This is a genomic window from Legionella steigerwaltii (assembly GCF_001468065.1).
Classification (GTDB): domain Bacteria; phylum Pseudomonadota; class Gammaproteobacteria; order Legionellales; family Legionellaceae; genus Legionella; species Legionella steigerwaltii.
This window is the reverse complement of record NZ_LNYZ01000008.1, coordinates 51,986-75,016: the sequence shown is the minus strand read 5'-3', so window position 1 is coordinate 75,016 and position 23,031 is coordinate 51,986. Positions and strand designations below refer to the sequence as shown.

Below are 23,031 nucleotides of genomic sequence, written 5' to 3'. Positions count from 1 at the left end.
AGACACATTCTAGTTCTAGAGACTCCTTGCAAACAACCAGGCTACAATAATTCTGGAATCGCTTCTTCTGGAACTTCTTCTGTAATCGCTGGCTGTGGAGCAACTTGCTGATGTTGAGCTCCAAGAGCTGTCGATTGAGCAGGAATACCTGCCCAATGGGTATTTTCCGGCAAACGCTCACCCTTCATTAATAAAGAAAGGCTTCCTAAAGAAGAATTTTCTTCCATTAACGTGTTGTAGAGAACAATTGAACCGACGCCTATATTACAACCAGAACCGATAGTTACATTAGATACTTTAAATATTCTATCTTCATAGAGATGAGTTTGGATAATTGTCTCTGCATTAATACAGACATCATTACCTATAGTAATTAAGTCAAACTCTGAAAACTCAGCACTGTCTGTAAAAATCCTTTTTCCTGCTTTAGTTCCTAGACAACGGTGTATCCAAAGCGCGAAAGGTGTTCCCAAAACTTTATTCGTTAAATGTGGGTTCGTATAATAGTTATATGAATACTCAATAACATCATTTTTCCAAATAAATGGGTCCCAAATAGGCTTGGTTAATGGTTTTAATTTACCCAACATCAGCCATTTTAGAGCTACCAATACACCAACAAGGCAAACCGTAAAGAACATTTCGGCTGGTGGTAGAACCAGCGCTGTAATGAACCAAGAGTATTCGCTTAACATATAATCTAAAACATAAAGCATATTGAATAAAGCAATCAATGAGAATGTTGATGGTAAAATAATTCGCATAAACTCAATGACTAAACGCATGCAGTAGAGTTTTTTAGATGGATAAAACGTATCCTTATCGGAAAAACCAACAAATAATTCTCGTTTTGGCAGAAAGACAGCTGGCGACCCCAACCAAGCAGAATAAGGCGCCGTTGCTTTATCTCCTGGTGGCGTCACTGATAAACATCCTAATAAAGCACCTTCCCCCATCGATTTACCCGCTGGTAATAAACTTACATTACCTACGAAAGCTCTTCGTCCAACAGTTACTGGCGCAAAAGAAATAAAACCGTTACACACGCTGGGCCAAGCCAAAGCGACTGAACTGGCGGCAAAGCCACCTTCTTCAATGGTTACCAGATCAGGAATAATATGGGGTGTTTCTCCCAGTTCAACCCCTTTACCTAGCTTTGCACCGAGTAAGCGTAAAAACATAGGCAAGTACAAGGTATCTGCCATCACTGAGATTTCATCGCCATCCAATAATTTCACCATAATCCAATGGCGGAAATAATAAAAGCTCTTTAAGGGATATTCACCTGGTTTTATCTTATCCATAATGATCTTTTTACAGATTACTATGCATAAATAATATAATCCTAAAAAGAGTATCGCGCCTAAAGGTATAGCAAAAAACATTGTGGTGAAATAGTGGCTTTGATCATAGTAATAGCTAATCAAAGAGATGGAGGGTATTAGGCATAAGTAATACACCACCATGACAAACACAACACCTAAATAATGCAAAATACCAAAAAGGGTATTCTCCAGCATAGTAGACTCTTCGACTGCAATTTTTTTCCGGGTTATGTGATCTGCAGGAACAGTACCAGGCAATGCAGGAGAACCAGCAAAATAAGCTCCTTGAGGAATTAATCCTTGATTATGAAGCATGGACATGTCATCCAAAACCCCATTGTCTTCGATCTGAGTATTTAAACCCACAACCGCACGTGAACCTACATAGCAGTTATTACCTATGTGGATAGAGCCTATCTTTAACCAGCCATCTTCAACTATATAACCATTAAGTCTGCAATCAGACCCTATAGAAGTATTATCACCTATAGTTAACAAATCGTGGGCAGAAACTTGCATGGAACCCAAATGGCAGTTTTTTCCTATTTTGGCACCTAACAATCGATAATATATGGCTGCTAATGGTGAGCCAACCAAAAATTTAGCTAAAAACAAATTCTTGAGCAGTCTTTGTACTAACCACCAACGAAAATAAAACCATCCCCAAAGTGGATATTCACCAGGTTTCACACGGCCAAGTAATATCCACTTCAAACAGATGGTAATAAATAGTGAAATGATGGGCATAGATAAAAACAAGGCTAAAAACGCAAGCTGTGATTCTCTGGAAATAATTGAATACTCAGAACTAACCCAGCTGTAACACAAAATAACGGCCAATAGTTGTAACGTACCTACTGCATATTGCAACAAGCACCCAAAAAATTGACCGACACCACATAAATAATACTTCCACTGAGGTGCCCTATATTTTTTCTTAGCCAATTGCTCCTCGTTCACTTGAGGATTAGCATTAGGATCATTAAATTTTTGCTCCAACTGACTGATTGTTGGATTTTTATATAAATCAAGAATTGAGATATTTTTTAAGGCAGGTATTTTACGTAAGTTAGAAATCACTTTAGCAGCATGTAATGAATGCCCACCTAAATCATAGAAAAAGTCTGCGTTTACAGAAATATTTTGACAATCAAACACTTTTTCCCAGACAAGTGCAATTTCACGCGCTAGTTCAGAATCAGGTGCTTTATAAATATTTTCTGTCTTTTGTTGTGCTGGTTTAGGGAGCTCTTTTCGGTTCACTTTACCGCTCGCCAAAACTGGAAAAGCATCTAAAATTTCAATTAACGCAGGTAGCATGTAATCGGGTAAACGCGATCTTAAAAAGTCTTTAAGCTCATTTACATCAAGTACATGATTTTTATCAAGGATCAAATAAGCAACCAGGGTAGGCTGTTCCAGTACATGTAAAGAAACCACCGCCTGCTTAATTCCAGCATATTGCATAATCACTGTTTCGATTTCGTTTAATTCAATGCGAAATCCGCGCAATTTGATTTGATCATCCACGCGCCCTGCAAAATGTAAGTCACCATTAGGATCTCTTGAAACCAAATCACCTGTTCGATATAAACGCTGATTTTTATTTGCTGGGTTTAAAACAAATTTTTCGGCTGTATTTTCCGGTCGATTGACGTAACCTCGAGCCAACGCAACTCCAGCAATACACAACTCACCTTCTTCACCATCCGCTACTGCTTGCAGTTGTTCATCCACAATAAGTACTTCATAACCTGGCAGGGGTTTTCCAATAGTGATTTCTTTTTCGAGATGACACTCCGCATAAGTTGCGACGATCGTTGCCTCAGTAGGACCATACGTATTGATTATCCTCAGTCCCTCTCTACTCCACCGATTAACTAAAGTAGATGGGCACGTTTCGCCTCCTAAGATTAAAAGGCGCAGATCAGGCAACTGTCCCTCTAAAGTAGACAATAATGTAGGCACTGTTGAAAAAACACTAACGCGGTGCTGTTGTAAAAAGGAAACTAAACCTAAACCAGAACGGACTTCTTTTGCCGTGCACGCAATAAGAGCGGCACCATTGGCAAAGGCCATCCAAAACTCTTCTAAAGAAGCATCAAATGCTAAAGAAAATCCTTGATATACCTTATCATTACTGGTTATATCATAAAGCTTACTTGCAACTTGAACATAGTGACAAATGCTGCGTTGTGTAATTTCCACTCCTTTAGGCTTTCCTGTTGAGCCTGAAGTGTAAATGATGTAACACAAGTCATCGGGACTCAAACCCTCTTGAATTAATCTTTGTGTAGGGCGTTTAGAAATTTCTTCAGCAAGTATGTCAAGTGTGTAAGTAGTTGGCCATGTCAGGTTTTTTTGAACCAATTGCATGGACGAAGTTAAAACAGCATCAAAAGGTAGATCAGAAAAAATATAATTAATGCGCTCGTCTGGGTAATCTACTTCAATAGGCACATAAGCAGCACCTGTTTTTAACGTGGCAAGTATAGCGACATAACATTCTACAGAGCGTTCTAATAGAATACCGACAATGCTCCCTTTGGATATTTTGTTTTCAGAAAGAAAATGGGCTAATTGATTTGCGCGATTTTCTAATTCTTGATAAGAAATAAATGCGTTATCGCAAATTAAGGCAATATTGCTTGAATAATTATCAACTGACTGCTCAAAAAAATGATGCAACTGCATAGTGTTATAACCGGATGAAAAACTCAAATTGGTCCACTCCTACTAATTGCGCTATTTTTCCACAGTTTAATTGATTTTATTGCTTTTTTTTAATAAAAAGAAGCGAGCAAGAAATTACATTCTCAATATATTATATTTAGCATCAAAGTAAAAGGCTTATGGAAAAAAACACGGAAGTAAGATTATTTTTCGGGGATTATAATTGTTTGTCGAATTACAATCGAGCCCTATTTGAAATATTTTTTTTAACTTTTTATTCCCTGTTCCGCTAATCCATCCGTTCGTTAACCAAAAACCATGAGCAGTCTAGATGAAACGAAGCGAAACAGTCCTAAATACTCGAATTTTACTTCGCTTCACCTAATAGAAGAGCTATTTACCTAAAAATTTCCTGCAAAAAATTGGTCATGGATTGCCAGGAACGTTGAGCAGCAACCTCATTATAAATGGTTCCCAGTTGCGTATCATGTGCAAGTGGATTCGTAAAAGCATGCTGCACATGCCCATACATATGCATTTGCCAATCCGCATTTGCTTCAGTCATCTCTTTACAAAATGCATGCACCTGATCGGGCTGAACCATAGGGTCGTCATAGCCATGCAAAGCTAAAATTTTAGCTTTAATTGGTTCAGATTTTAGACTGCCAGGTTTATGCAGCAAACCATGAAAGCTAACTACTCCCTTGAGATCAGCTCCAGAACGTGCTAACTCAAGTGCACACATACCGCCAAAGCAAAATCCAATAACTGCTACTCGTTTGCTATCGACTTCGGACATAGAACATGCGGCAGTTAATCCTGCTTGGATGCGTCGGCGTAATAAATTTTGATCGGAAACCAACGGTTTCATCAGCGCTTGTTTTTCTTCTGTAGTGGAACCAAGTTGAGCGTGACCATATAAATCTACAGCAAAACCAACATAACCCATCTGAGCAAGTAATTTTGCCTTCTCACATGCAAACTCATTACGACCGGACCAATCATGAACAACTAATACTGCAGGACGAGGGCCAGCAAGTGCCTTATCATAAGCCATAAAGCCATGAAACTCCTGTCCATTATCATGATAAATATTATTTGAAGTATGCATCCCAAGCTCCCTAAAATAAACCAAAATTAAATTCTTTATGACCCTAGTTTATAAAATTGAGCTAAAGAGATAAAGTTATGAAATATATTAAGTATAATTTAGCCGGATCACGACCATCTTATACCCTAGTATCTTCTCTCCCCCTCTTCTCGGATTTTCCTTAACTTGACATTAACCATTAGTGAGCAATGCTTATTAAACGATTATTTATTCTTTTTTAGACTAAACTTAAAGTAAACTCTGAAGGGGATATAATTATGATAACTTCATCATTAATCCATGTACGAGATATTTTACACGCACAACTGTGTTATCAGGCTTTTATTACTCCTATCTTTTTGCCATTGGAAAAAGAGTATAGGGATATCGCAAAACTGGCTTGTGAGTTTATTGAGGGGCGGCGTACGGAAGTCATACATAATGAATTTCCACGCCATCATGTATTGCATCGTTTTGCGCCACAGAAAAACTCAAAAGGAAAAAAAATATTGATCACTCATGGATGGATATCACGCGCAGCTTATATGGCGCGCCTAATCAGAGTGCTACATCAACAAGGATATGAAGTATATGCTCTTGATTTTCCTGCACATGGTGAGGCCAAGGGGTTGCAGTTACCTTGGACTGATGCGGTTGCAATTTTAAAGGATACAATCAATCAATATGGCCCTTTTTATGGAGTTATTGGACATTCTTTTGGTGGTTCTATGCTACTTAATACCTTGAATGTAGCCGGTCAACTTCCCGATTGGCAATTGAACCAAAAACCCGAGCGTGCGATTTTAATAGCATCACCAACACAAATGCGTAGTCCTGTTAACCGAATCGCAAAAAAATTTAAGCTAAGTGGTCATGGGTATCTGCAATTACGCCAGGTAATGCAGCAGCAAGCACGTTTTGATATCAAGCTAGTGCGCCTACGCCATTTCATTTCTCAATCACCTAATATCCCTTTTTTATGCATTCACGGGGAGCTCGATAAAACGATTAGCACTAAAGAATCGATTGAATTTTGTAAAAAATACCCAGGTGCCAAACTTTGTCTACTCCCTGAGGCAAATCATGTGAGCGTTCTATTTGATGAACGAGTTGAACGATTGGTTTGTGATTTTTTGATGTGAATCTGTAGTGTTGGGCCAAGGCCCAACCTACGTTTTTAAACACTTTCTATATACTGTCGCAATTTTTTCATGGCGTTTTTTTCAAGCTGTCGGACCCGCTCAGCAGACACACCATATTTTTTAGCCAAATCATGTAATGTCAGCTTTTCCTCAGCTAACCAACGCTGTTGTAAAATATCCTGACTGCGCTCATCTAATTGCTCTAGGGCAAGCATCAACTTCTCACGGCCTTGCTCCCCAGCACTTTCCTTTTCTAACACTATAGAAGGGTCGTCATTCGCATTAAACAAGTAACGCTCAGGGGCTGTAAAAAATTCATCATGATCATCTGCATCAGGAGCATCATAAGGTGTGTCCATTGCATTCAAACGTTGTTCCATGACTAAAACATCTTCACAACTTACGCCCAAATCGTTTGCTACAGCAGTCACTTCTTCATGACTCATCCAACCCAAACGATTTTTCATTTGGCGAAGATTAAAAAATAATTTACGCTGTGCTTTAGTTGTAGCAATTTTAACAATACGCCAGTTGCGTAAAACAAATTCATGAATTTCTGCTTTTATCCAGTGCACTGCAAAGGAGACAAGACGTACACCCATCTTAGGATCGAAACGTTTTACCGCCTTCATTAATCCAATATTGCCTTCCTGAATTAAATCATTCAAAGGCAAGCCATAGCCTAAATAACCACGAGCTACGCGAACAACATAACGCAAATGAGCAAGAACTAAATGTCGTGCAGCCTCAAGATCCCCTTCAGAATGAAAACGCTCAGCATAGGCAATCTCTTCCTCTAATGATAACATAGGAATTTGATTAACCCTGTGAATGTAAGAATCAAGACTGCCCACAGGTAAATTCATTTCGGCAAGTTGCAAATATTGACTCATGCTTCTTCCTCTAAAATTTCTCTGTAAAAATTAGGTGAAAAGTAAGAACAAAAACTCATAATTGTGGTTCAATGGAAGCCAATTGACGTTTTACAGATAAACGTGCACCCATCCATCCTAGTATAATGGCAAACAAGACAAGTAGCAAGATCTGCCGCACTGACAGGCCTGTTAACGGATAGTGCATTTGATAAGCAACTGCCAACTGATTTACAGCCGCACCTAGGCTGAAAATAAAAATATTAACCATAAAAACAGCAAAAACAGCGCCTAAAGCACCATACCAAACACCTGAATACAAAAAAGGTCTAAGAATAAAAGGATCTTTTGCTCCAATTAACTTTAAAACCTGAATTTCTTCTTGTCGACTATGAAGCGCTAAACGCAGGGTAGTGCCAACAATCATAATTACTGCCATTGCTAATAAAGCCAGCAATGCATCGGCAAACTTCGCTGCAAAACCTAGCAAGGCATGCAAACGACTTATCCACTCCATGTCAACTTTTGCATTTTCTACTTGGGATACAGTTTTTAACTGCCGCGCTAATAAATCCAATTTTGCAGGTGAATCAACAATCAGTGCAGGTACTACATCTATTAAAGCAGGTAAAGGATTCTCAGGAAGATAACGCATAATATCCTGCATCCCCTCTTGATGGGTTAATTCTGACAAACCATCAGTAGAGGATTTTAAGGAAACTTGAGCTACACCATCCGTTTCACGCACTTTTTGTAGTACAAGCTGCTGTTCTGCTTCAGATAAACCGGGTTTTAAATAAAGAGAGATATGTCCTCCACGCTGCCAGCTTGCAGTTAATTTGGCTATATTATCAGAAAATACCCAAAAGAGGGCTGGTAAGGCTAAAGCAATAGCGATCACAATAGAAGTCATCATAGTTGCCAAAGGTTTTCGGCATAATAAATTTAAGCTTTGTACTGCTGCCTGCAGATGATAAGAAAGGATTGCTTTTGCTCGCTTTAACACATCCGTCCTCCTTTGAGCATGACAATGCGATGCTTCATTCCTGCTATCAATGCCAAATCATGTGTAGCAATTAATATACTTACACCCACTTGATTAAACTGTTCAAAAATAGACATGATTTCTGTAGAAAGTTTGGGATCAAGATTTCCTGTAGGCTCATCAGCCAATAATACGGAGGGCTTATGCACAACTGCACGCGCAATTCCTACACGTTGCTGCTCACCACCTGATAAATGGACAGGAAGCATTTTTTCCTTGCTTAATAAACCCACCATATCCAAGGCAGCGTGCACTCTTTTGGCAATCATGGGATATGCCATACCTTGAATTTGTAATGGTAATGCAACGTTATCAAATACTGTACGATCATTAAGTAAATAGGGTGATTGAAACGTAATACCCAGTTGACTGCGATGCGCAGCAACATCGCGCTTTTTTAAGTGATTCAAACGCAGGCCATTTACCGTTAATTGACCCGAAGTAGGCCATTCTAAAAGAGCGATCAATTTTAGTAAGGTGCTTTTTCCTGCTCCTGAATGCCCAGTAAGAAAAACCATTTCTCCTTTTTTTAAGGAAAAATTCACTTGACTTAGTGCTTCAAAACCGCCTGGATAACGTTTAGTTACTTGGTCAAATGTGATCATTGAATAGTGCACCAACAAATTGCGCTGCATCAAAGGGTCGTAAATCCTCTATCCCTTCACCAATCCCTATATAACGAAAGGGTATTCCTAGTTCATTTGCGATAGCGAACAAAATCCCGCCTTTAGCTGTACCATCCAATTTAGTCATGGTAATCCCAGTCAGTCCTACTGCTTCATGAAATTGTCGGGCCTGAACCAAAGCATTTTGCCCGATACTTGCATCCAATATCAACATCGTTTCATGAGGAGCTTCTGGACAAAGTTTTTGCAATACTCGTTTCACTTTCTTCAATTCGTCCATTAAATTGTCTTGTGTATGCAGCCGACCCGCCGTATCAGCAATTAATATATCTATTTTACGCGCTTTTGCTGCTTGCAAGGCATCAAAAATTACTGAAGCACTATCTGCTCCCGTATGCTGGGCAATCACGGGAATATCATTCCGCTCCCCCCAAACATGCAACTGCTCCACTGCCGCTGCTCTAAAAGTATCTCCCGCAGCCAGCATGACCTTCTTACCTTGCTGCTGAAATTGTTTCGCCAGTTTCCCTATAGTAGTCGTTTTACCAGCACCGTTCACTCCGACCATTAAAATAACAAATGGAGCATGATCTGCGGTTTCTAAAGTTAAAGGTTGGTTGTTTTGACTTAAAATTGCTTGTAAATGAGATTTCAGCGCATCATAAACAGCATTGCCATCGGATAACTGCTTACGGGCTAAGCTTTCAGTCAACTGCTTTAATACGGCTTGTGTTGTCTCCATACCCAAATCAGCGCTGATTAAAAGGGTTTCTAGCTCATCCAACAAATCTTGGCTGATTTCTTTTTTGCCGAGCAACAAGCGCCCAATTCCATCACCTAGCTGGTGGCGTGTTTTACTTAATCCTTTCCTGAAACGTGCAAAAATCCCTTCTTTTACAAGGTCTTGGTTTTGTTCAGTTACCTCCACAGGAGCTTGGGGCAATGAATCAGTAACACTTTGTGACTGATCAGCCTCTGCAGGGGTAGAATCATGACTTCGCTTAAACCATTTAATCATATAGTATACAAATCCTGAAAAATATGAAATTCTATCATCTTTTTTACTTTGAGGTTAAGTTGTGCGCAAAATACTCTTTACTTTACTCATGGTACTATCTTGCCAGACCTTCAGCCAAGTTCAAGAGTTTATCTTGAATAATGGATTAAAAATATTAGTTAAAGAAGATCACCGAGCTCCTATTGCCGTATCAATGATCTGGTATAACGTAGGCTCCGCCGATGAGCCTGGTGGGATTACAGGCATATCCCATGCAATGGAACACATGATGTTTAAAGGCACTGAAAAATTTCCTTTAGGCGTCTTTTCCAAAACCATAGCTGAAATGGGTGCCCAAGCGAATGCATTTACCAGTAATGATTATACTGCTTTTTTTGAAAAAACAGATGCTTCAAAACTTGCTACCAGTTTTGAGCTGGAAGCAGATCGTATGAATCATTTGCTTCTCGATGCCAATGAATTTAATAAAGAAATCAAAGTAATCCAGGAGGAGCGACGTCTGCGTACAGATGATAATCCGCAAGCACTCGCCTTTGAGCGTTTTTTGGCAGCGGCGCACTTAAGTGCTCCTTATCATCATCCTGTTATTGGCTGGATGAGTGATTTGAAACAAATGCAGGTTGAAGATCTGAGGGAATGGTATAAAAAATATTATGCACCGAATAATGCGACTTTGGTGGTTGTTGGGGACGTTAATCCAGAACAAGTTCGTGCTTTAGCAGAAAATTATTTTGGCGCGTTGCCCAAACAACCCATTCCTGAACGAAAATTAAAAAAAGAACCACCTGAATTAGGTCAGAAGATTGTTCATATTCACACTGCGGCAAAATTACCTTTACTCATGATAGGCTACTCAGTTCCCAGCGTAAATACTGCCAAAGAAGCATATGAGCCTTATGCTTTAGAGCTCATCGCTGGAATTTTAGACGCGGGTGAAAGCGCTCGTTTTTCTAAGAATCTAGTTCGTAGCAAGCATATTGCTAATGATGCAGATACCTATTACAACCCCTACACAAGATATCAAACCCAGTTTATCGTGTATGGCTCCCCTAATCAAAATCATACAATTGGCGATTTACAAAGTGGACTTCTTAAAGAATTGGATGATTTGAAAAAAAATCTGGTAGGTGATGCCGAATTGCAACGCATTAAAAATCAAATCATCGCGCAAAAAACTTTTGAAAAAGACTCCATTTACGGACAAGCTTCTGAATTAGGTCTTTTAGAAACAATCGGAGTTGGTTGGAAAAAAAGTGTGGGTTATACGCAAGCAATCAATGCTATTACACCACAACAAATTCAGCAAACAGCCCAACGTTATTTTCAAGAAAAGAATATGACTACTGCAATTTTAGAACCTCAAACACAAAAGGTGACACCATGAGAATTTTTAGCGCATGTATTTTGGCAATAACGATTGGACTGTCACATCCAGCAACTGCGAGTACATTCAAAACCGAAAAATGGTTCACTAAAAATGGAGTTCAAGTTGTTTTTTATCCAGCTATGGAAGTACCTATGCTTGATATCAGCATCGCTTTTGCGGCGGGATCCGCCTATGACGAAAACCAATATGGACTCAGTGCCTTAACCAGCAGCATGATGAATCAGGGAAATTCTGGTCAAACTGCAACAGCCGTAGCTGAATCTCTGGCTGACGTAGGCGTTCAATATAAAGTCGAAATCAATAGAGATATGGTGGTATTTAGTCTTAGAACATTAGTTAGCCAAGAGGCGCTATCCAAAGCGGGTTATACCTTTACTCAAATCATTAATCATCCCGACTTTCCTGATGCAGCATTTTCAAGAGAAAAGAAACAACAACTGATGGCCATTGAACAGTCTCAGGATTCACCTAATGACGTAGCCCAGATCGGCTTTTTTCAGGCTTTATACCAACAGCATCCCTACGCACATCCTGTTCGTGGGACAGCTGCGACGGTCAATGCACTGAATAAAAGCCAATTGATTGAATTTAACAAACGTTATTATGTTGCAAAAAACGCCATTCTGGTTATGGTGGGAGCAATTAGTAGCGAGGCAGCACACAAACTTGCCGATCAATTGACTCAAGAACTTCCAGAAGGACAACCAGCCCCAGCTATACCTAAAGCTACCCAACTCACTCATGCAGAAACAATCAATATTCCATTTCCATCATCACAAACGATGATACGCCTTGGCCAGATTGGTATTGATCATCATACTCCCAATTATTTTCCTCTCCTTGTAGGAAATTATATTTTAGGAGGAGGTGCTTTAGTTTCCCGACTTGCAGTGGAGGTCAGGGAAAAACGTGGCTTAACTTACGGGATAGAAAGTCAGTTTGCTCCTATGTCAGGAAACGGGCCTTTCCTCATCAGCTTATCAACCAAGAACAAACAAACGAAAGAAGCATTGGATGTGATTCAGAGTGTTTTGCAAACCTACATTGATCAGGGGCCTACTGATGAAGAGATGAATGCTGCAAAACAATATCTCATTGGGAGTTTTCCACTTTCTTTATCAGGTAATCGCAGTATTGCAACGCTTTTATTGCGCATGACTTTTTATCATTTACCGGAAGATTTTCTTGACACCTATACTGCTCGTGTCAATGCGATAACCAGTGAACAAGTACAACAAGCATTCAAACAACAAGTCAATCCCGATAAATTATTACTAGTCACTGTGGGTAAATCGTGAAACAGGTTGTTCGTATTATAGGCGGGATATATCGCGGAAAAAAACTACCTTTCCCAGATGTAGAAGGCCTGCGTCCCACCCCGGATCGTGTGCGTGAGACTTTATTTAATTGGCTGATGCATGACATCAGAGAAGCACACTGCCTGGATGCTTTTGCAGGGAGTGGTGCTTTAGGTTTGGAAGCATTTTCCCGAGGTGCTGGGCAAGTTGTGTTCCTTGAACAATCACCCAAAGCTTATGCCAATTTACAAAAAATAATTACCTCATTCGACAGTCCAAAACTCAGACTTCTCCAAACAGATGCAGTACGGTATCTTCAGCACAGCCAAGAAGAATTCGATATTATTTTTCTGGATCCTCCTTTTGCACAAACCTACCTCCCTCAATGTATTTCAAATATAACGCAAAGCAATATTCTCAAACGGGGAGGTTTGATTTATGTGGAGTCTCCTTCTGTAATTCAGTTAGATGAAAAAAAGTGGCGACAAATTAAACTGAAACAAGCAGGCCAAGTTGTATATGCATTATTTGAGAAACTCAATTGAGCTTCTGAACAGGCGAACCAGGAACTTTTATACACTCAAAAACCCAGCAGTTCATTTTACTGCGCCCAGGCTGCAAATAATTAAAGTCAAAAATTTTTTCGAAATTTATTTTCATTTAAATTCATACAATTCCTTATTTATAGGCTTGACAAGCAGCCTAGCTCCTGTTTCAATCAAACGAATAATCCAAGACATTAAGAACATTGAATGAACAACAAGATTGTCATGCTATTTATTGTTTCAATCCTGCTTGTAGGTTGTAAACATGGTGTGCTCTTTAAAAAGCCACCAATGAACAATCCCAGTGATGACGCTAACATAAAATTAGCAGAGGCAGCAGTATCGGTAAGTGATTCCATGCATGAAATGGCTCGAGTCGAAAAAGTAATTATGCCGCCGCCTGTAGACAACACATTGACTATACCTAATGCGTATAACTTACAAGCCAGAGCAAGCGTAGACTGGTCTGGCCCTATTGAAGAGTTAACTGCTCGTATTGCCAAATCAGCACATTTCAGGCTCCGTGTTTTAGGAAAAGCCCCTTCAATTCCGATATTAATTAGTCTTAATATTAAAGATCAAAGTTTAGCTGAAATCCTGCGTGATATTGATTACCAAGCTGCTCAAAAAGCTAATATTCACGTATACCCTAACAGTCAGGTTGTTGAATTGCGCTATGCCAAAATTTATTCCTAGTTTAATAGTTGTTTTATCTGCTTTATTGATTGGATGTCACTCATCAAAATATATGGGTGATACAAACTCATTAGCAGGACTACAAGCTATGGCCAATGTTAACCAAAAGGATAGAAATAAAAGACAAAACGGTAAAATTCGTCAAATTGCTTTGAAGGAAACTGCTTTAAGTCTTGGCGCCCAAGCTGGCCTGGCAAATCGAGCCAAAATTATTGATGAACATCTTATTAGACAATCGCGCAGACTCGACGCCATTTATGATTTTAATTCTTTGATTCTAGAGCATAACATTTTGCCCCCAGTACTCTTAGAAGGCAGGAATACCCTCAATCTTGCGGATGCCCAAACCATTCGCATTTCCGATCGTACATACAGAGTGGCAAAACAAGCACATTTTGTTACTACACCACCAAATTGGCGGCAATACTTATGGTTGGATTATGTAAAACCGGAATACCCTCACTGGACTTTGCTGCCTAAGACCAAGGTAGAGAAGAAGATATGGTGTCTGTACGTAGAAAAAGGCTGGAATAATGGTATTGCTCAAGCCAATACCATTCTTGAGGAAAACATAGCCCGCATCAAAGAAGATTTTACTGGAATGATTCTTTACAGGAAGTTATTGGCAATGAATATGGTCACCCCTCCTTTTGTTTCTCATACAGACTTGGGGATTACAGGTGATGCTTCTGAAATTCATATTGACGATAGAGTACTAAGAATTACTGCATTGCCTGCTCTAAATGTGAATAGCGAGCAGTGGAGAGCTGCAGTGTCTAAAGATGAAAATGCGCTAGAACAATTTAAAAACATGGAAAAATTAGCAAATCGTTCTAAAATTATAATAACAGATAAATCCTGGCAGCCTACGATTGCCCCAGTTAACGATAACAATAGTATTCACTGATTTTAAGTATGAACAATAAAACTTATTTAATGCCTGATGAACCAACACGTTTTACGCCACTGTTTATGGATAAAATGCTGGAACATACAGAACGCTTAAGTGCTTCTGATATTACAATTCAAACAGGCGAACCGATTTACGCAGAGGTGTATGGAAAACTTTTACGCATCACAAATCGTCGTTTATCCAATACAGAACTCGGTGATTTAATTAATGCAATCTATGGCCCTAACGCCACAACACAGCTTCTTTCAGGTAAGGATATTGATACTCACTATGAATTCCGCCCTAATCGTGGAGTTAGATACAGGTACCGGGTCAATGGAACAGCATGTCTTGTAGAAGGTCATGATGCCATTCAGATTACTTTAAGAACAATTCCTACAACACCTCCTAGACTTGAGACGATGAATCTGCCAGATAATGTGCTTGAAGCAATTGCTCCTCAAGAGGGAATCGTATTTATAACAGGAGCAACAGGTTCGGGTAAATCGACATTATTGGCTTCTATTATTCGTGACCTAATTGAAACGGAAGATTCAAACCGTAAAGTATTGACCTATGAATCGCCAATAGAATTTGTTTATGATGAAATTGAAACCATATCTGCTGTAGTAAGCCAGTCAGAAATTCCTCGCCACTTGCCAAGTTTTGCTGATGGGGTAAGAAACGCTTTACGTCGTAAACCACGTTTAATTATGGTGGGTGAGTGTCGTGATGCAGAAACAATCAGTGCCGCATTGGAAGCTGCACTTACTGGGCACCCAGTATATACAACCTTGCACACCTCGGGTGTTGCTGAAACCATGCGCCGTCTTGTCACCTCATTCTCAGGTGAAGAGCGTTTAGGAAGAACTATTGATATTTTGGAAACGATTAGATTGTGTATTTGGCAAAAACTTGTGCCTACAGTAGACGAAAAACGAGTCGCTTTAAGAGAGTATCTTGTATTTGACGAAGAGGTCCGAGATATTTTACTTGAAAGCGATCCTAATGATGTAACCTCTGCTACACGTAAATTAGTACGCCAAAAGGGCCAGCTTATGACTTGGGATGCAAAAGCGAAATTCGAACAGGGTATTATTAGTGAGCGGGTATACAAATTAATTATTGCTGGCGCTAAAGAATATCAACAATAGACTCACCAAAGCGTTTGGAACATTCACGAAAAAACGTCAAGATGATCTTAACTATTGCAGCGATCTTTAGAGTAACTTTTCATAGACAAATTAGATTAAATCCCCCTTCTAATAGCACTGCAAATTCTCTATTTCATCGCTTTCATGGGGATTTCTTCAGTAACTGCAGCTTGTAATACATCCGAATGTTTATGATTGGGTTTTTCCATAAACCCCTTAGCCAGAGCTTTTAAATCAGGATCGCTGGGATGATCTTGTAACAAGCCTTCCAATTTTTGGACTTTTTTATCTCTCATATCACTAGTAAACTGTTTATATCGTCCTTTAACTTCAGCTTTCACCTCTGGTGTCACATTCTCAAAGCCACCTCTGCGATTTGCTTCTTGACATAGGAGAACCCCATGAATGTTTGCGCGGGTATTCGCTATAGTACAATTATCATATGATTGCTTTTTCTGATCGATAGTATATATTGGCTCTTTACCTTTAGTAACCTGATGAATTTCAGCCATAACTTGTGCGTGTGATAGTCCTTGATCATGACCGCTCATCACCTTGTTTATAAAATCTGGGGTCACATCCTTCGTATCCACCTCGTAGATTTGCGTCCCATATTTTCCTTTCGCTCCTTCCCCTCTATTAGTGAATACTAAATAAGTTTTGTCGCGATTTCCTTCAACCGGCACAAAGGATAAACCCATGGCATGTCCATTACAATTGATAGGGACTGAGGTTACTTCTCTGTCTTTTATTCGCTCAGAAAGCGCAGCGCCTGCTTCAGGGCTCCCTTCAGGAGTGCTGAATTCAAATTTTGCTTCTCTATTTGTAAAAACGAACGCTTCTTTGATTTGCTCGAAGTCCTCTTTTGCAGGTTGGTTACTACAACTGTAGTCGCTTACTGCCTCTGTCATCAATGCATAAGTAGGACCAACCTCTGCTCGTTGAGAAGATGTATTATCGACACTTACCATGACGATACCCAGCACAAGACCAAATTCTTTAACTCGATGCAATTCATCTGGGCGTGATTGAAAAGCACCCTCAGGAGCAGTGATTGTGTGTTCTTGAAGCGCCTGTTGTCCTCGCTGACTATGAATTGCAATACCATATTCATCCATTGATTGGACATCATATTTCGCGCCTGAATCCAGTAAAGATTGCGCCAGAGAGAAATCTTGGTTTTGCAGTGCTTGAGTTAGTGGGGACTGTCCGCGTGCATTTTTTGCAGAATTTAAAGCAGTAGGTAAGTCTTGATAGCCACAATCTTTAGCTAGATCAGTTAACTTAGTTTTTGCTTCGGAATCAATTTCGTATTTTAGAGTTGAATCAAACATCCTTTGCAAAAATTGAAATAACGCCTGGATAAATAGATCTTGATCGATTTTTGCTTTTTGCAAAGCTTTAAGTTTGTCTTCAGCCACATCTGGGCTCACAGTACTTTTAGGGGCAGATAATTCCTTCATAATACAAACACCGGTATCTAATAGTTATACGATTGACTTACAAAAATCATTCATTTCATAAAAAAATGATTGTCAAACTCTCTCACATCCAGAAGAAAAATGACAATCATTTTTACCAATTATTACTTACCTACACCACCTAGGCCCTTGCCGCCTCCCTTCTTCTTACCGCCACCTTCTTTATCGCTACTCGGAGTCGCGTTACCTGAGGCTGAAACATCTCCACTGCCACCAAGTTTGCCCAGCCCACCTTTAACTGCACCAACAGCTTTCGTACCATAGCCACCGAGTGTCTTATCGATTTGTCCTTGTGCAGTTTGGGTTTCCTTACCTGCTTCTTGAGTTTTACCTTTTACTTCCTCACCCCATTGTGCGGTTTCTTGACCCAGGCTTTCGGGAGTACCTCCAATCCATCGTAAGACTTTGTCGGGTAAATAGGATATCAGTGTAAATGCTTTTTGGATAATCACTAAGTACAAAGTGGTATAAGTTAATATTGAGAAGAAGAATGCATAAATTCCAGCCCAATCAGAATACCCACCTGTACCAGAAGGCGAATCCGTTCCACCAGAAGACCAGACTCCAGCAGCGAGCGAAGCACTATTGGTATTCTCTTGTTGTATAAATGCTATAGCCTGATCATATCCTGCATTCAGAACCCACACGCCTACATAAGATAACGCAATGGCAGAAATGTATCCAATAATCATCATGGAAGGTCGTAGGAACACATTCACCAAGATCATGATTGCTGCTTCACCTTTACCAAATGCGTCATGTCCCTCAGGATGTGTCACACCCAAGGCAACAATAGGTGCTGCAACCATCGCTTCGATTACTGAGATTAACCAACCCAAAGCACCAAAGGTAAAGATCATATAAGGTAATATTGGAATGTAATAAGCTGTTGTAAAGCCTACGCTGACCATGACCCCAACCCAGGCGATAACAAGCGGCATGGCTAAAGACATCATGGCAAAAATAAAGATACCAAATACTGGGATTAACGCGCTGGATACCGCCATATTCAATAAGAGCATCCATAAGTTACCAGCAAAATTGATGTACTCATTTCCCATATTTGCCAATGCAACAACTGGGTTTACCCCGGGAGCCGCGATAATCTGGAGTCCCTGTTGAAAGATTGCTGCCATTCCTTGTAATGGAATCATTAAGAATGCCAAAACCACACTATTGATAATCTGCCCAAAGATATCAAGAAACAGATTATATACGGTCACTAAGATGATGTTATAAAATATGTTTCCAAGTATTTGTCCTAAACAAATTGAGAAGAAAGGTTTTACTTCACCACAAGAAAAGTTTTGTGGCTGCAATCGATACAACGAGGTACTCACACTGAAATTAATGGTATTCGCAAAAGTGAGTGGCGCTACCCCTGGTTGGCCCGGGGTTTGCATCATCAGCCCATTGTTAATAAAACCATATACTGTAGATGAGGGAGGACCACCAACCGCAGTCATATTGGATGACCAAGAAGGTTTTTTATCTGTGGGACTTGAAGTAATTAAAGATTGTACGGCTAATACAGGAGCATTATTTTGGTTAAACCAAGTACATAATAAAGTAAAATCTTTATTTTTATCCGTCATATTTCCTGGGCCACAGGTAACACTCGTACCATTTGTGCCTATTACAAATGGGCTCGTAATCGATTGAGGGTTAAAGGTACTTCCGCCCAAGCCAGTGTCTGTATCGGTTTGACTTGCATTCGCTATGGATGACGTCCCCTGAATTTGTACTAAATTAAAAAAATAAGCGCCGGCCATAATCCATCCTTGCGTCTCGGCCTGGTTTATAAAGCTGGTGGCATTATTATTATTATTTGCTGTATTAATTAGGCGTGATAGATTAACCGTTGGCATCATAATGCCGTTATAATCATTAATCGCATTGAGTAATTCTATACCAGTAAACAAAGTTCCACCAATTGCAGATCCTTGTGTAGGTCCCCATATAACGCATTTATCTGCTTGCGCAGTACCACTATTATAACTTTGACACACTGTTCCATTTTGTTTATATGGCACACCAAATTGTTCGTTCGCAACTGGAGAAAAAGTGCTAGTTCCAGTAGTGGAGTCCGTAGGGGGTTGATTGAATGGTATTCCTGGATCATTCGTGATCATAGTTCGAGCCACCGGAGTCAAATCCATATACATTTGCTGGATTGCAATAGCTCGAGACATTTGCGTGGCGGCAATCTCAGAAGGAGTTAATGTGTTATTGCCAACGGTCACGTTATTTCCTGAAGTAGGATTAGTCGGAAGATTAGCAAAAGTTGGATTAAGGGAGGAAATACTTTTCCAGGTAATCGTGCCGCAAATCCCATTTAAAAAACTATATGGGTTAGTGGAATCAAAATTGGGCATGTCCACACTCCAAGCACCATCGTTTGGAGCATTATTTTGCACAGCAACCGCATTGACCGAACCCAAAAAGTCAGGAACTACAGTGTTACAAAATGGATACATAGGAGAAGACTGAGAGATTCCATAACATGCTCCTGATTGTTGCGATTGAGCATCTAGAAGGGCTTGCCGTTGAGCCCCCAATTGAGTCTGTAATCCCAGCATACATACTTGGCCGGCAAGTATATTGACCACGCCGTTTGCAATGCTACTCACTCCTGTATCTGTGCCAGAAGTATTTGTAAGTTGGGAGGCTGGATTTATCTGTTGGGCCTGGATAATAACGCCTCCACGATTCAAATAACTTAAGGCAGCATTCCATACTTTATCTGCTGCGCCAACACCTTGCACGACAACCCACATGACAAAAATTTGCATTAAGCAATAACCCGAAGTCTTAGGGATCATTAACGCTAAACCTACTGTGGAGCGAATAGGAATCCAAATAGAGGACCACTTTTGCCCAAGCATCTGTCCTTCGTGAGCGGTGTTCATAGTAGCGACGATGAGGGTGTACATAATAATGATACCGCCCAATGCCAAAACCGCAGCGTTAAATACGGCAAACATGTTACCCATGATTTGGCTACCAGTACCGCTTAAAACGCCATCAACAACACCAAATAAATTACCAAGAAATACTACGGAAAAATCACTAGCAGGAGGGGCAAAACTCAAAGCACTATCAGCTAAAACCAAACCAGGACATAAAAGGAGGAGCAGAGTAACTAACAACCTATTCATTTCTTCTCTCCCAACAACCCCTGCCTATACCATTCATTAAAGGTACATCCTAGTTTACGATTTTTCATTTGAAAGTACCAAAAATGGTAACGGAAGGCTAAAACAAGTGCAATCATAGTAACAATAAGGCTCACAAGAAATGCTTTTATCGAACCATAAAAAAGCTGAAAACCAGCATATCCCAAAATCACGACAGCGGCTAATACCATAATAATACTTAGGCGAAACAATGATTTTTGCTTCGCTAATATATTTTCATCGCTAAGATTCAACTGCTTCACTGCTTCATTAAATGATTCCCCTTCGACTTCTTTCTGAGGTACAAATAGACGTTTACAGCCATTTCCTAAATATAAGGTAAACGCTTTCATTCGCTCCCAATCGAACCACCTTCGAACATTAATGATCGTTGAAACTAGCCTAATTATTCTCGACCGCTTTTTCATATTTTTTACTTCTTTCTTTTACCTTTCATAATATACTATAGTAGTAAGTAATGGTTTCGTCCATCCGCTAATTTTAAGTAAAGAAAGAGTAAAAAATGCCAGATCTTAGTCATGAAGCATCCGCACAATACTGGTTTGAATATATTGATCCTATGATCTATCGAGTGATTACTTTTATGGAGAGTGTGGAAGATTGGACTCTTGATGGAAATCCAGAGTTTGAACAGGCCATGGAGCAGTTAGGAAAGGAACTTGATGACATAGAAAAAATAGATATGGGGCTCTTAGCCGAAGAGGAGAAATTTATTCGTATTGTAGGGAATATTAAATCGGGTCGAGGACTGCGTCTTCTGCAGGCAATCGATACAGTCCATCCAGGCAGTGCTTCGCGTGTTTTAATCCATGCAGAAGAAACGAGCACAGGAAGCCATGATCCAGCGGGGGTTTTTCTTAAAAGAAACATAGTATTTGAACGTTTAAGATTATTGTCGCGAGTTTTTTGTCAGTACCGTCTAAAACTTGTTTTACGTGCACTTGAAGGGGAAGAATAAATGAAAGTATCGTCGTCTAAATTGGTATTGCTGAATCTGCTTTGTTTTACTGTTTTTCCTGCTGCGGCAGACAATGGAACTGCGTTATATAGTCAACAACAACAAATGTCTGCTAGCATGCAACAATTGGTCACGGATTTCCAAAATTTCGGTAGTTATTTGGGTTTTAATGTAACTCAAGCTCCTAATCCACAAAGCTATCTCATAAGCTACAATCTGATTAACTTTCCTATTGTAGGAGCAATCCAAACCTATATGTTTAATACTTATTTAGGTTCGATCCCAGTAAACACGTTTACAAGTGGCAGTTCGAATTCGTCTCAAACCAGTTCTGGAAGCTCAGGAGATCCTTTCGCGCAGTTAGTACCTGCTAATAGTTCTAATAGTGTGACTTCAACTATAACTTCAACGATTAATGGCCAAGTTAATAGTACATTTAATGGCTTTAATGGATCTGGAACTGGTGGTTCCACGACAACAGTTACTGCGAATCCATTACTCGATCAATCCCTTCAACCACCTCAATTACCGGAACAACCTTCACAAGCTTCACAACAAAATTTTCAACAAGATCCAGTAAGCCAAACGATAATAAATGTTTTAGGAACACCGGATTACACGTTCTGTATGGACAATAGTCAAACTCCAACTAAGGTTATAGATCCTTGTCCCTATCTGTATAATACTAAAGTCTCTCAAAATGTAATAGGAGACATTCCCAATGCATACAAATTTTTTGCCGGTACTTACATTTCAGAATTTTTAAATCAGCTTAATAGCAACGCCTTAACTGGACCATTAATGTATTCAAATCAGAGTCTTGGAACTGGAACTGGAAATGGAACTGGTGGAAATATGGGACTAACCGCACAAACTCAAGAACAACTTGCACTTAATTTTATTCGCTATGTTTCAGGTAGTGTTGTTCCTATAAAATTACCAAAACGTTATGATTATGATCAGTTGGTTTCGCAGTTTGCTAATGTTAAGGCGGGGGCTACTCTTACTCCCGCACAAATGAAAGCGCAACAAACACTTGCTAAATATCTTGCAAGTTTACGCACCTATGCAGCTCAAACCTCTGTGGGCGTAAGTAACCTGTACTTCATTATGTCCAAACGATTGTCTCAACAACCCCCTCAGGGCACACAATCATCAGGATCAGGACAAAATCTAACCCCACAGAGCCAAGCCTTGACTGAATTTACTATGGCAACTTGGCGGTTATTTCCTAGTAGTAGTACTAGTGGTACCGGTGGTACTGGAACGAGTACGCCTGCAGCAGTTGGTACTGAATCAGGTACAAGTAGTAGTAATAGCGGTCCATCAAGTCAATGGCTTCAGTCACTTAACACCGCAGCTCCTGCTACTGTAGAAAAAGAAATCGCGATCTTACTTGCTGAGATTAATTATCAACTTTATTTAGATCGCCAAATCCATGAACGTCTTTTAATGACGAATAGCATCTTGTTGTTACAAAGCGTTCGTACTGGCGCACCTAATGCTGATCTGAATGCAGGACAATAATAGTAGTTCACTCAGGGTGAAAGAAAACCTTTCACCCTGAATCATTTTAGCCAAAATCGCATGTACAATTCTTGCAAATCTTAACTCGACTCAAAGCATCTGGAT

18 protein-coding genes are annotated in these 23,031 nt (G+C 39.8%); 9 read left to right on the top strand and 9 right to left on the bottom strand.

The window, feature by feature from the left end; all coding sequences use genetic code 11:
- Positions 1–41: 41 nt before the first annotated feature.
- A complete protein-coding gene (locus Lstg_RS05685; RefSeq protein ID WP_238585377.1) occupies positions 42–4,046 on the bottom strand; it encodes a Pls/PosA family non-ribosomal peptide synthetase in 4,005 nt (1,334 codons plus the stop codon).
- 349 nt (positions 4,047–4,395) lie between these two features.
- Positions 4,396–5,109, bottom strand: a complete 714-nt coding sequence (locus Lstg_RS05680; RefSeq protein WP_058476695.1) for a dienelactone hydrolase family protein — start codon at positions 5,107–5,109, stop codon at positions 4,396–4,398.
- A gap of 257 nt (positions 5,110–5,366) precedes the next feature.
- Between Lstg_RS05680 and Lstg_RS05675 the strand changes: the two genes are divergently transcribed.
- Positions 5,367–6,230, top strand: coding sequence for an alpha/beta hydrolase (locus Lstg_RS05675; RefSeq protein ID WP_058476694.1), 864 nt, complete (start codon positions 5,367–5,369; stop codon positions 6,228–6,230).
- Between the two features lie 35 nt (positions 6,231–6,265).
- Here Lstg_RS05675 and rpoH read toward each other — a convergent pair whose 3' ends face one another.
- From rpoH to ftsY, 4 genes are read right to left on the bottom strand one after another with little or no spacing between them, the layout of a single operon-like run.
- Positions 6,266–7,123: an RNA polymerase sigma factor RpoH gene (rpoH, locus tag Lstg_RS05670; protein ID WP_058476693.1), complete on the bottom strand. Its 858-nt coding sequence runs from the start codon at positions 7,121–7,123 to the stop codon at positions 6,266–6,268.
- Between the two features lie 55 nt (positions 7,124–7,178).
- A complete protein-coding gene (gene ftsX / locus Lstg_RS05665) occupies positions 7,179–8,108 on the bottom strand; it encodes a permease-like cell division protein FtsX (protein ID WP_058476692.1) in 930 nt (309 codons plus the stop codon).
- Positions 8,102–8,752 carry a cell division ATP-binding protein FtsE gene (gene ftsE, locus Lstg_RS05660; protein ID WP_058476691.1) on the bottom strand — a complete coding sequence of 217 codons (651 nt, stop codon included), beginning with the start codon at positions 8,750–8,752 and terminating at the stop codon, positions 8,102–8,104. Before ftsE ends, ftsX begins: the two co-directional genes overlap by 7 nt.
- On the bottom strand, positions 8,739–9,791 hold the full coding sequence (gene ftsY / locus Lstg_RS05655) for a signal recognition particle-docking protein FtsY (protein ID WP_058476690.1): 1,053 nt from the start codon (positions 9,789–9,791) through the stop codon (positions 8,739–8,741). The genes ftsE and ftsY overlap by 14 nt, the downstream gene beginning before the upstream one ends.
- A 61-nt stretch (positions 9,792–9,852) precedes the next feature.
- On the opposite strand from ftsY, the gene Lstg_RS05650 reads away from it, so the two are divergent.
- The 6 genes from Lstg_RS05650 to dotB all read left to right on the top strand — a co-directional run bounded on the left by Lstg_RS05650 (position 9,853) and on the right by dotB (position 15,763).
- Entirely contained in the window at positions 9,853–11,175 is a 1,323-nt protein-coding gene (locus tag Lstg_RS05650) for a M16 family metallopeptidase (RefSeq protein ID WP_058476689.1), read from the top strand.
- Complete coding sequence (locus Lstg_RS05645) at positions 11,172–12,476, top strand: M16 family metallopeptidase (RefSeq protein WP_058476688.1); 1,305 nt, start codon at positions 11,172–11,174, stop codon at positions 12,474–12,476. Before Lstg_RS05650 ends, Lstg_RS05645 begins: the two co-directional genes overlap by 4 nt.
- Positions 12,473–13,021, top strand: a complete 549-nt coding sequence (rsmD, locus tag Lstg_RS05640) for a 16S rRNA (guanine(966)-N(2))-methyltransferase RsmD (protein ID WP_058476687.1) — start codon at positions 12,473–12,475, stop codon at positions 13,019–13,021. Before Lstg_RS05645 ends, rsmD begins: the two co-directional genes overlap by 4 nt.
- Before the next feature lie 207 nt (positions 13,022–13,228).
- Positions 13,229–13,717 (top strand): type IVB secretion system lipoprotein DotD, encoded by a 489-nt coding sequence (gene dotD, locus Lstg_RS05635; RefSeq protein ID WP_058476686.1) that lies wholly within the window; start codon positions 13,229–13,231, stop codon positions 13,715–13,717.
- On the top strand, positions 13,698–14,624 hold the full coding sequence (locus tag Lstg_RS05630; protein WP_058476685.1) for a type IV secretion system DotC family protein: 927 nt from the start codon (positions 13,698–13,700) through the stop codon (positions 14,622–14,624). The genes dotD and Lstg_RS05630 overlap by 20 nt, the downstream gene beginning before the upstream one ends.
- A gap of 8 nt (positions 14,625–14,632) precedes the next feature.
- Positions 14,633–15,763: a Dot/Icm type IV secretion system ATPase DotB gene (gene dotB / locus Lstg_RS05625; protein WP_058476684.1), complete on the top strand. Its 1,131-nt coding sequence runs from the start codon at positions 14,633–14,635 to the stop codon at positions 15,761–15,763.
- Positions 15,764–15,891: 128 nt separating this feature from the next.
- Here the strand turns inward: dotB and ankD are convergent, their stop codons facing one another.
- From ankD to icmV, 3 genes are all read right to left on the bottom strand, one after another.
- Complete coding sequence (gene ankD / locus Lstg_RS05620) at positions 15,892–17,226, bottom strand: Dot/Icm T4SS effector AnkD/LegA15 (protein WP_058476683.1); 1,335 nt, start codon at positions 17,224–17,226, stop codon at positions 15,892–15,894.
- 122 nt (positions 17,227–17,348) lie between these two features.
- On the bottom strand, positions 17,349–20,402 hold the full coding sequence (gene dotA, locus Lstg_RS05615; RefSeq protein ID WP_058476682.1) for a type IVB secretion system protein DotA: 3,054 nt from the start codon (positions 20,400–20,402) through the stop codon (positions 17,349–17,351).
- Complete coding sequence (gene icmV / locus Lstg_RS05610; protein WP_058476681.1) at positions 20,399–20,848, bottom strand: type IVB secretion system protein IcmV; 450 nt, start codon at positions 20,846–20,848, stop codon at positions 20,399–20,401. The genes dotA and icmV overlap by 4 nt, the downstream gene beginning before the upstream one ends.
- Before the next feature lie 95 nt (positions 20,849–20,943).
- Here icmV and icmW point away from each other — a divergent pair, with 95 nt between their 5' ends.
- A complete protein-coding gene (gene icmW / locus Lstg_RS05605; protein ID WP_058476680.1) occupies positions 20,944–21,399 on the top strand; it encodes a type IVB secretion system protein IcmW in 456 nt (151 codons plus the stop codon).
- Positions 21,400–22,926, top strand: coding sequence for a type IVB secretion system protein IcmX (icmX, locus tag Lstg_RS05600; protein WP_058476679.1), 1,527 nt, complete (start codon positions 21,400–21,402; stop codon positions 22,924–22,926).
- Positions 22,927–23,031: the final 105 nt, after the last annotated feature.

What these genes read in the sequence shown, in the direction of transcription:
- icmW (WP_058476680.1), top strand. Translation starts at nt 20,944, where the DNA reads ATGCCAGATCTTAGTCATGAAGCATCCGCACAATACTGGTTTGAATAT.
- icmX (WP_058476679.1), top strand. Translation starts at nt 21,400, where the DNA reads ATGAAAGTATCGTCGTCTAAATTGGTATTGCTGAATCTGCTTTGTTTT.
- Lstg_RS05680 (WP_058476695.1), bottom strand. Translation starts at nt 5,109, where the DNA reads ATGCATACTTCAAATAATATTTATCATGATAATGGACAGGAGTTTCAT.
- Lstg_RS05630 (WP_058476685.1), top strand. Translation starts at nt 13,698, where the DNA reads ATGCCAAAATTTATTCCTAGTTTAATAGTTGTTTTATCTGCTTTATTG.
- Lstg_RS05645 (WP_058476688.1), top strand. Translation starts at nt 11,172, where the DNA reads ATGAGAATTTTTAGCGCATGTATTTTGGCAATAACGATTGGACTGTCA.
- dotA (WP_058476682.1), bottom strand. Translation starts at nt 20,402, where the DNA reads ATGAATAGGTTGTTAGTTACTCTGCTCCTCCTTTTATGTCCTGGTTTG.
- icmV (WP_058476681.1), bottom strand. Translation starts at nt 20,848, where the DNA reads ATGAAAAAGCGGTCGAGAATAATTAGGCTAGTTTCAACGATCATTAAT.
- ankD (WP_058476683.1), bottom strand. Translation starts at nt 17,226, where the DNA reads ATGAAGGAATTATCTGCCCCTAAAAGTACTGTGAGCCCAGATGTGGCT.
- ftsY (WP_058476690.1), bottom strand. Translation starts at nt 9,791, where the DNA reads ATGATTAAATGGTTTAAGCGAAGTCATGATTCTACCCCTGCAGAGGCT.
- ftsE (WP_058476691.1), bottom strand. Translation starts at nt 8,752, where the DNA reads ATGATCACATTTGACCAAGTAACTAAACGTTATCCAGGCGGTTTTGAA.
- Lstg_RS05675 (WP_058476694.1), top strand. Translation starts at nt 5,367, where the DNA reads ATGATAACTTCATCATTAATCCATGTACGAGATATTTTACACGCACAA.
- rpoH (WP_058476693.1), bottom strand. Translation starts at nt 7,123, where the DNA reads ATGAGTCAATATTTGCAACTTGCCGAAATGAATTTACCTGTGGGCAGT.
- dotB (WP_058476684.1), top strand. Translation starts at nt 14,633, where the DNA reads ATGAACAATAAAACTTATTTAATGCCTGATGAACCAACACGTTTTACG.
- dotD (WP_058476686.1), top strand. Translation starts at nt 13,229, where the DNA reads ATGAACAACAAGATTGTCATGCTATTTATTGTTTCAATCCTGCTTGTA.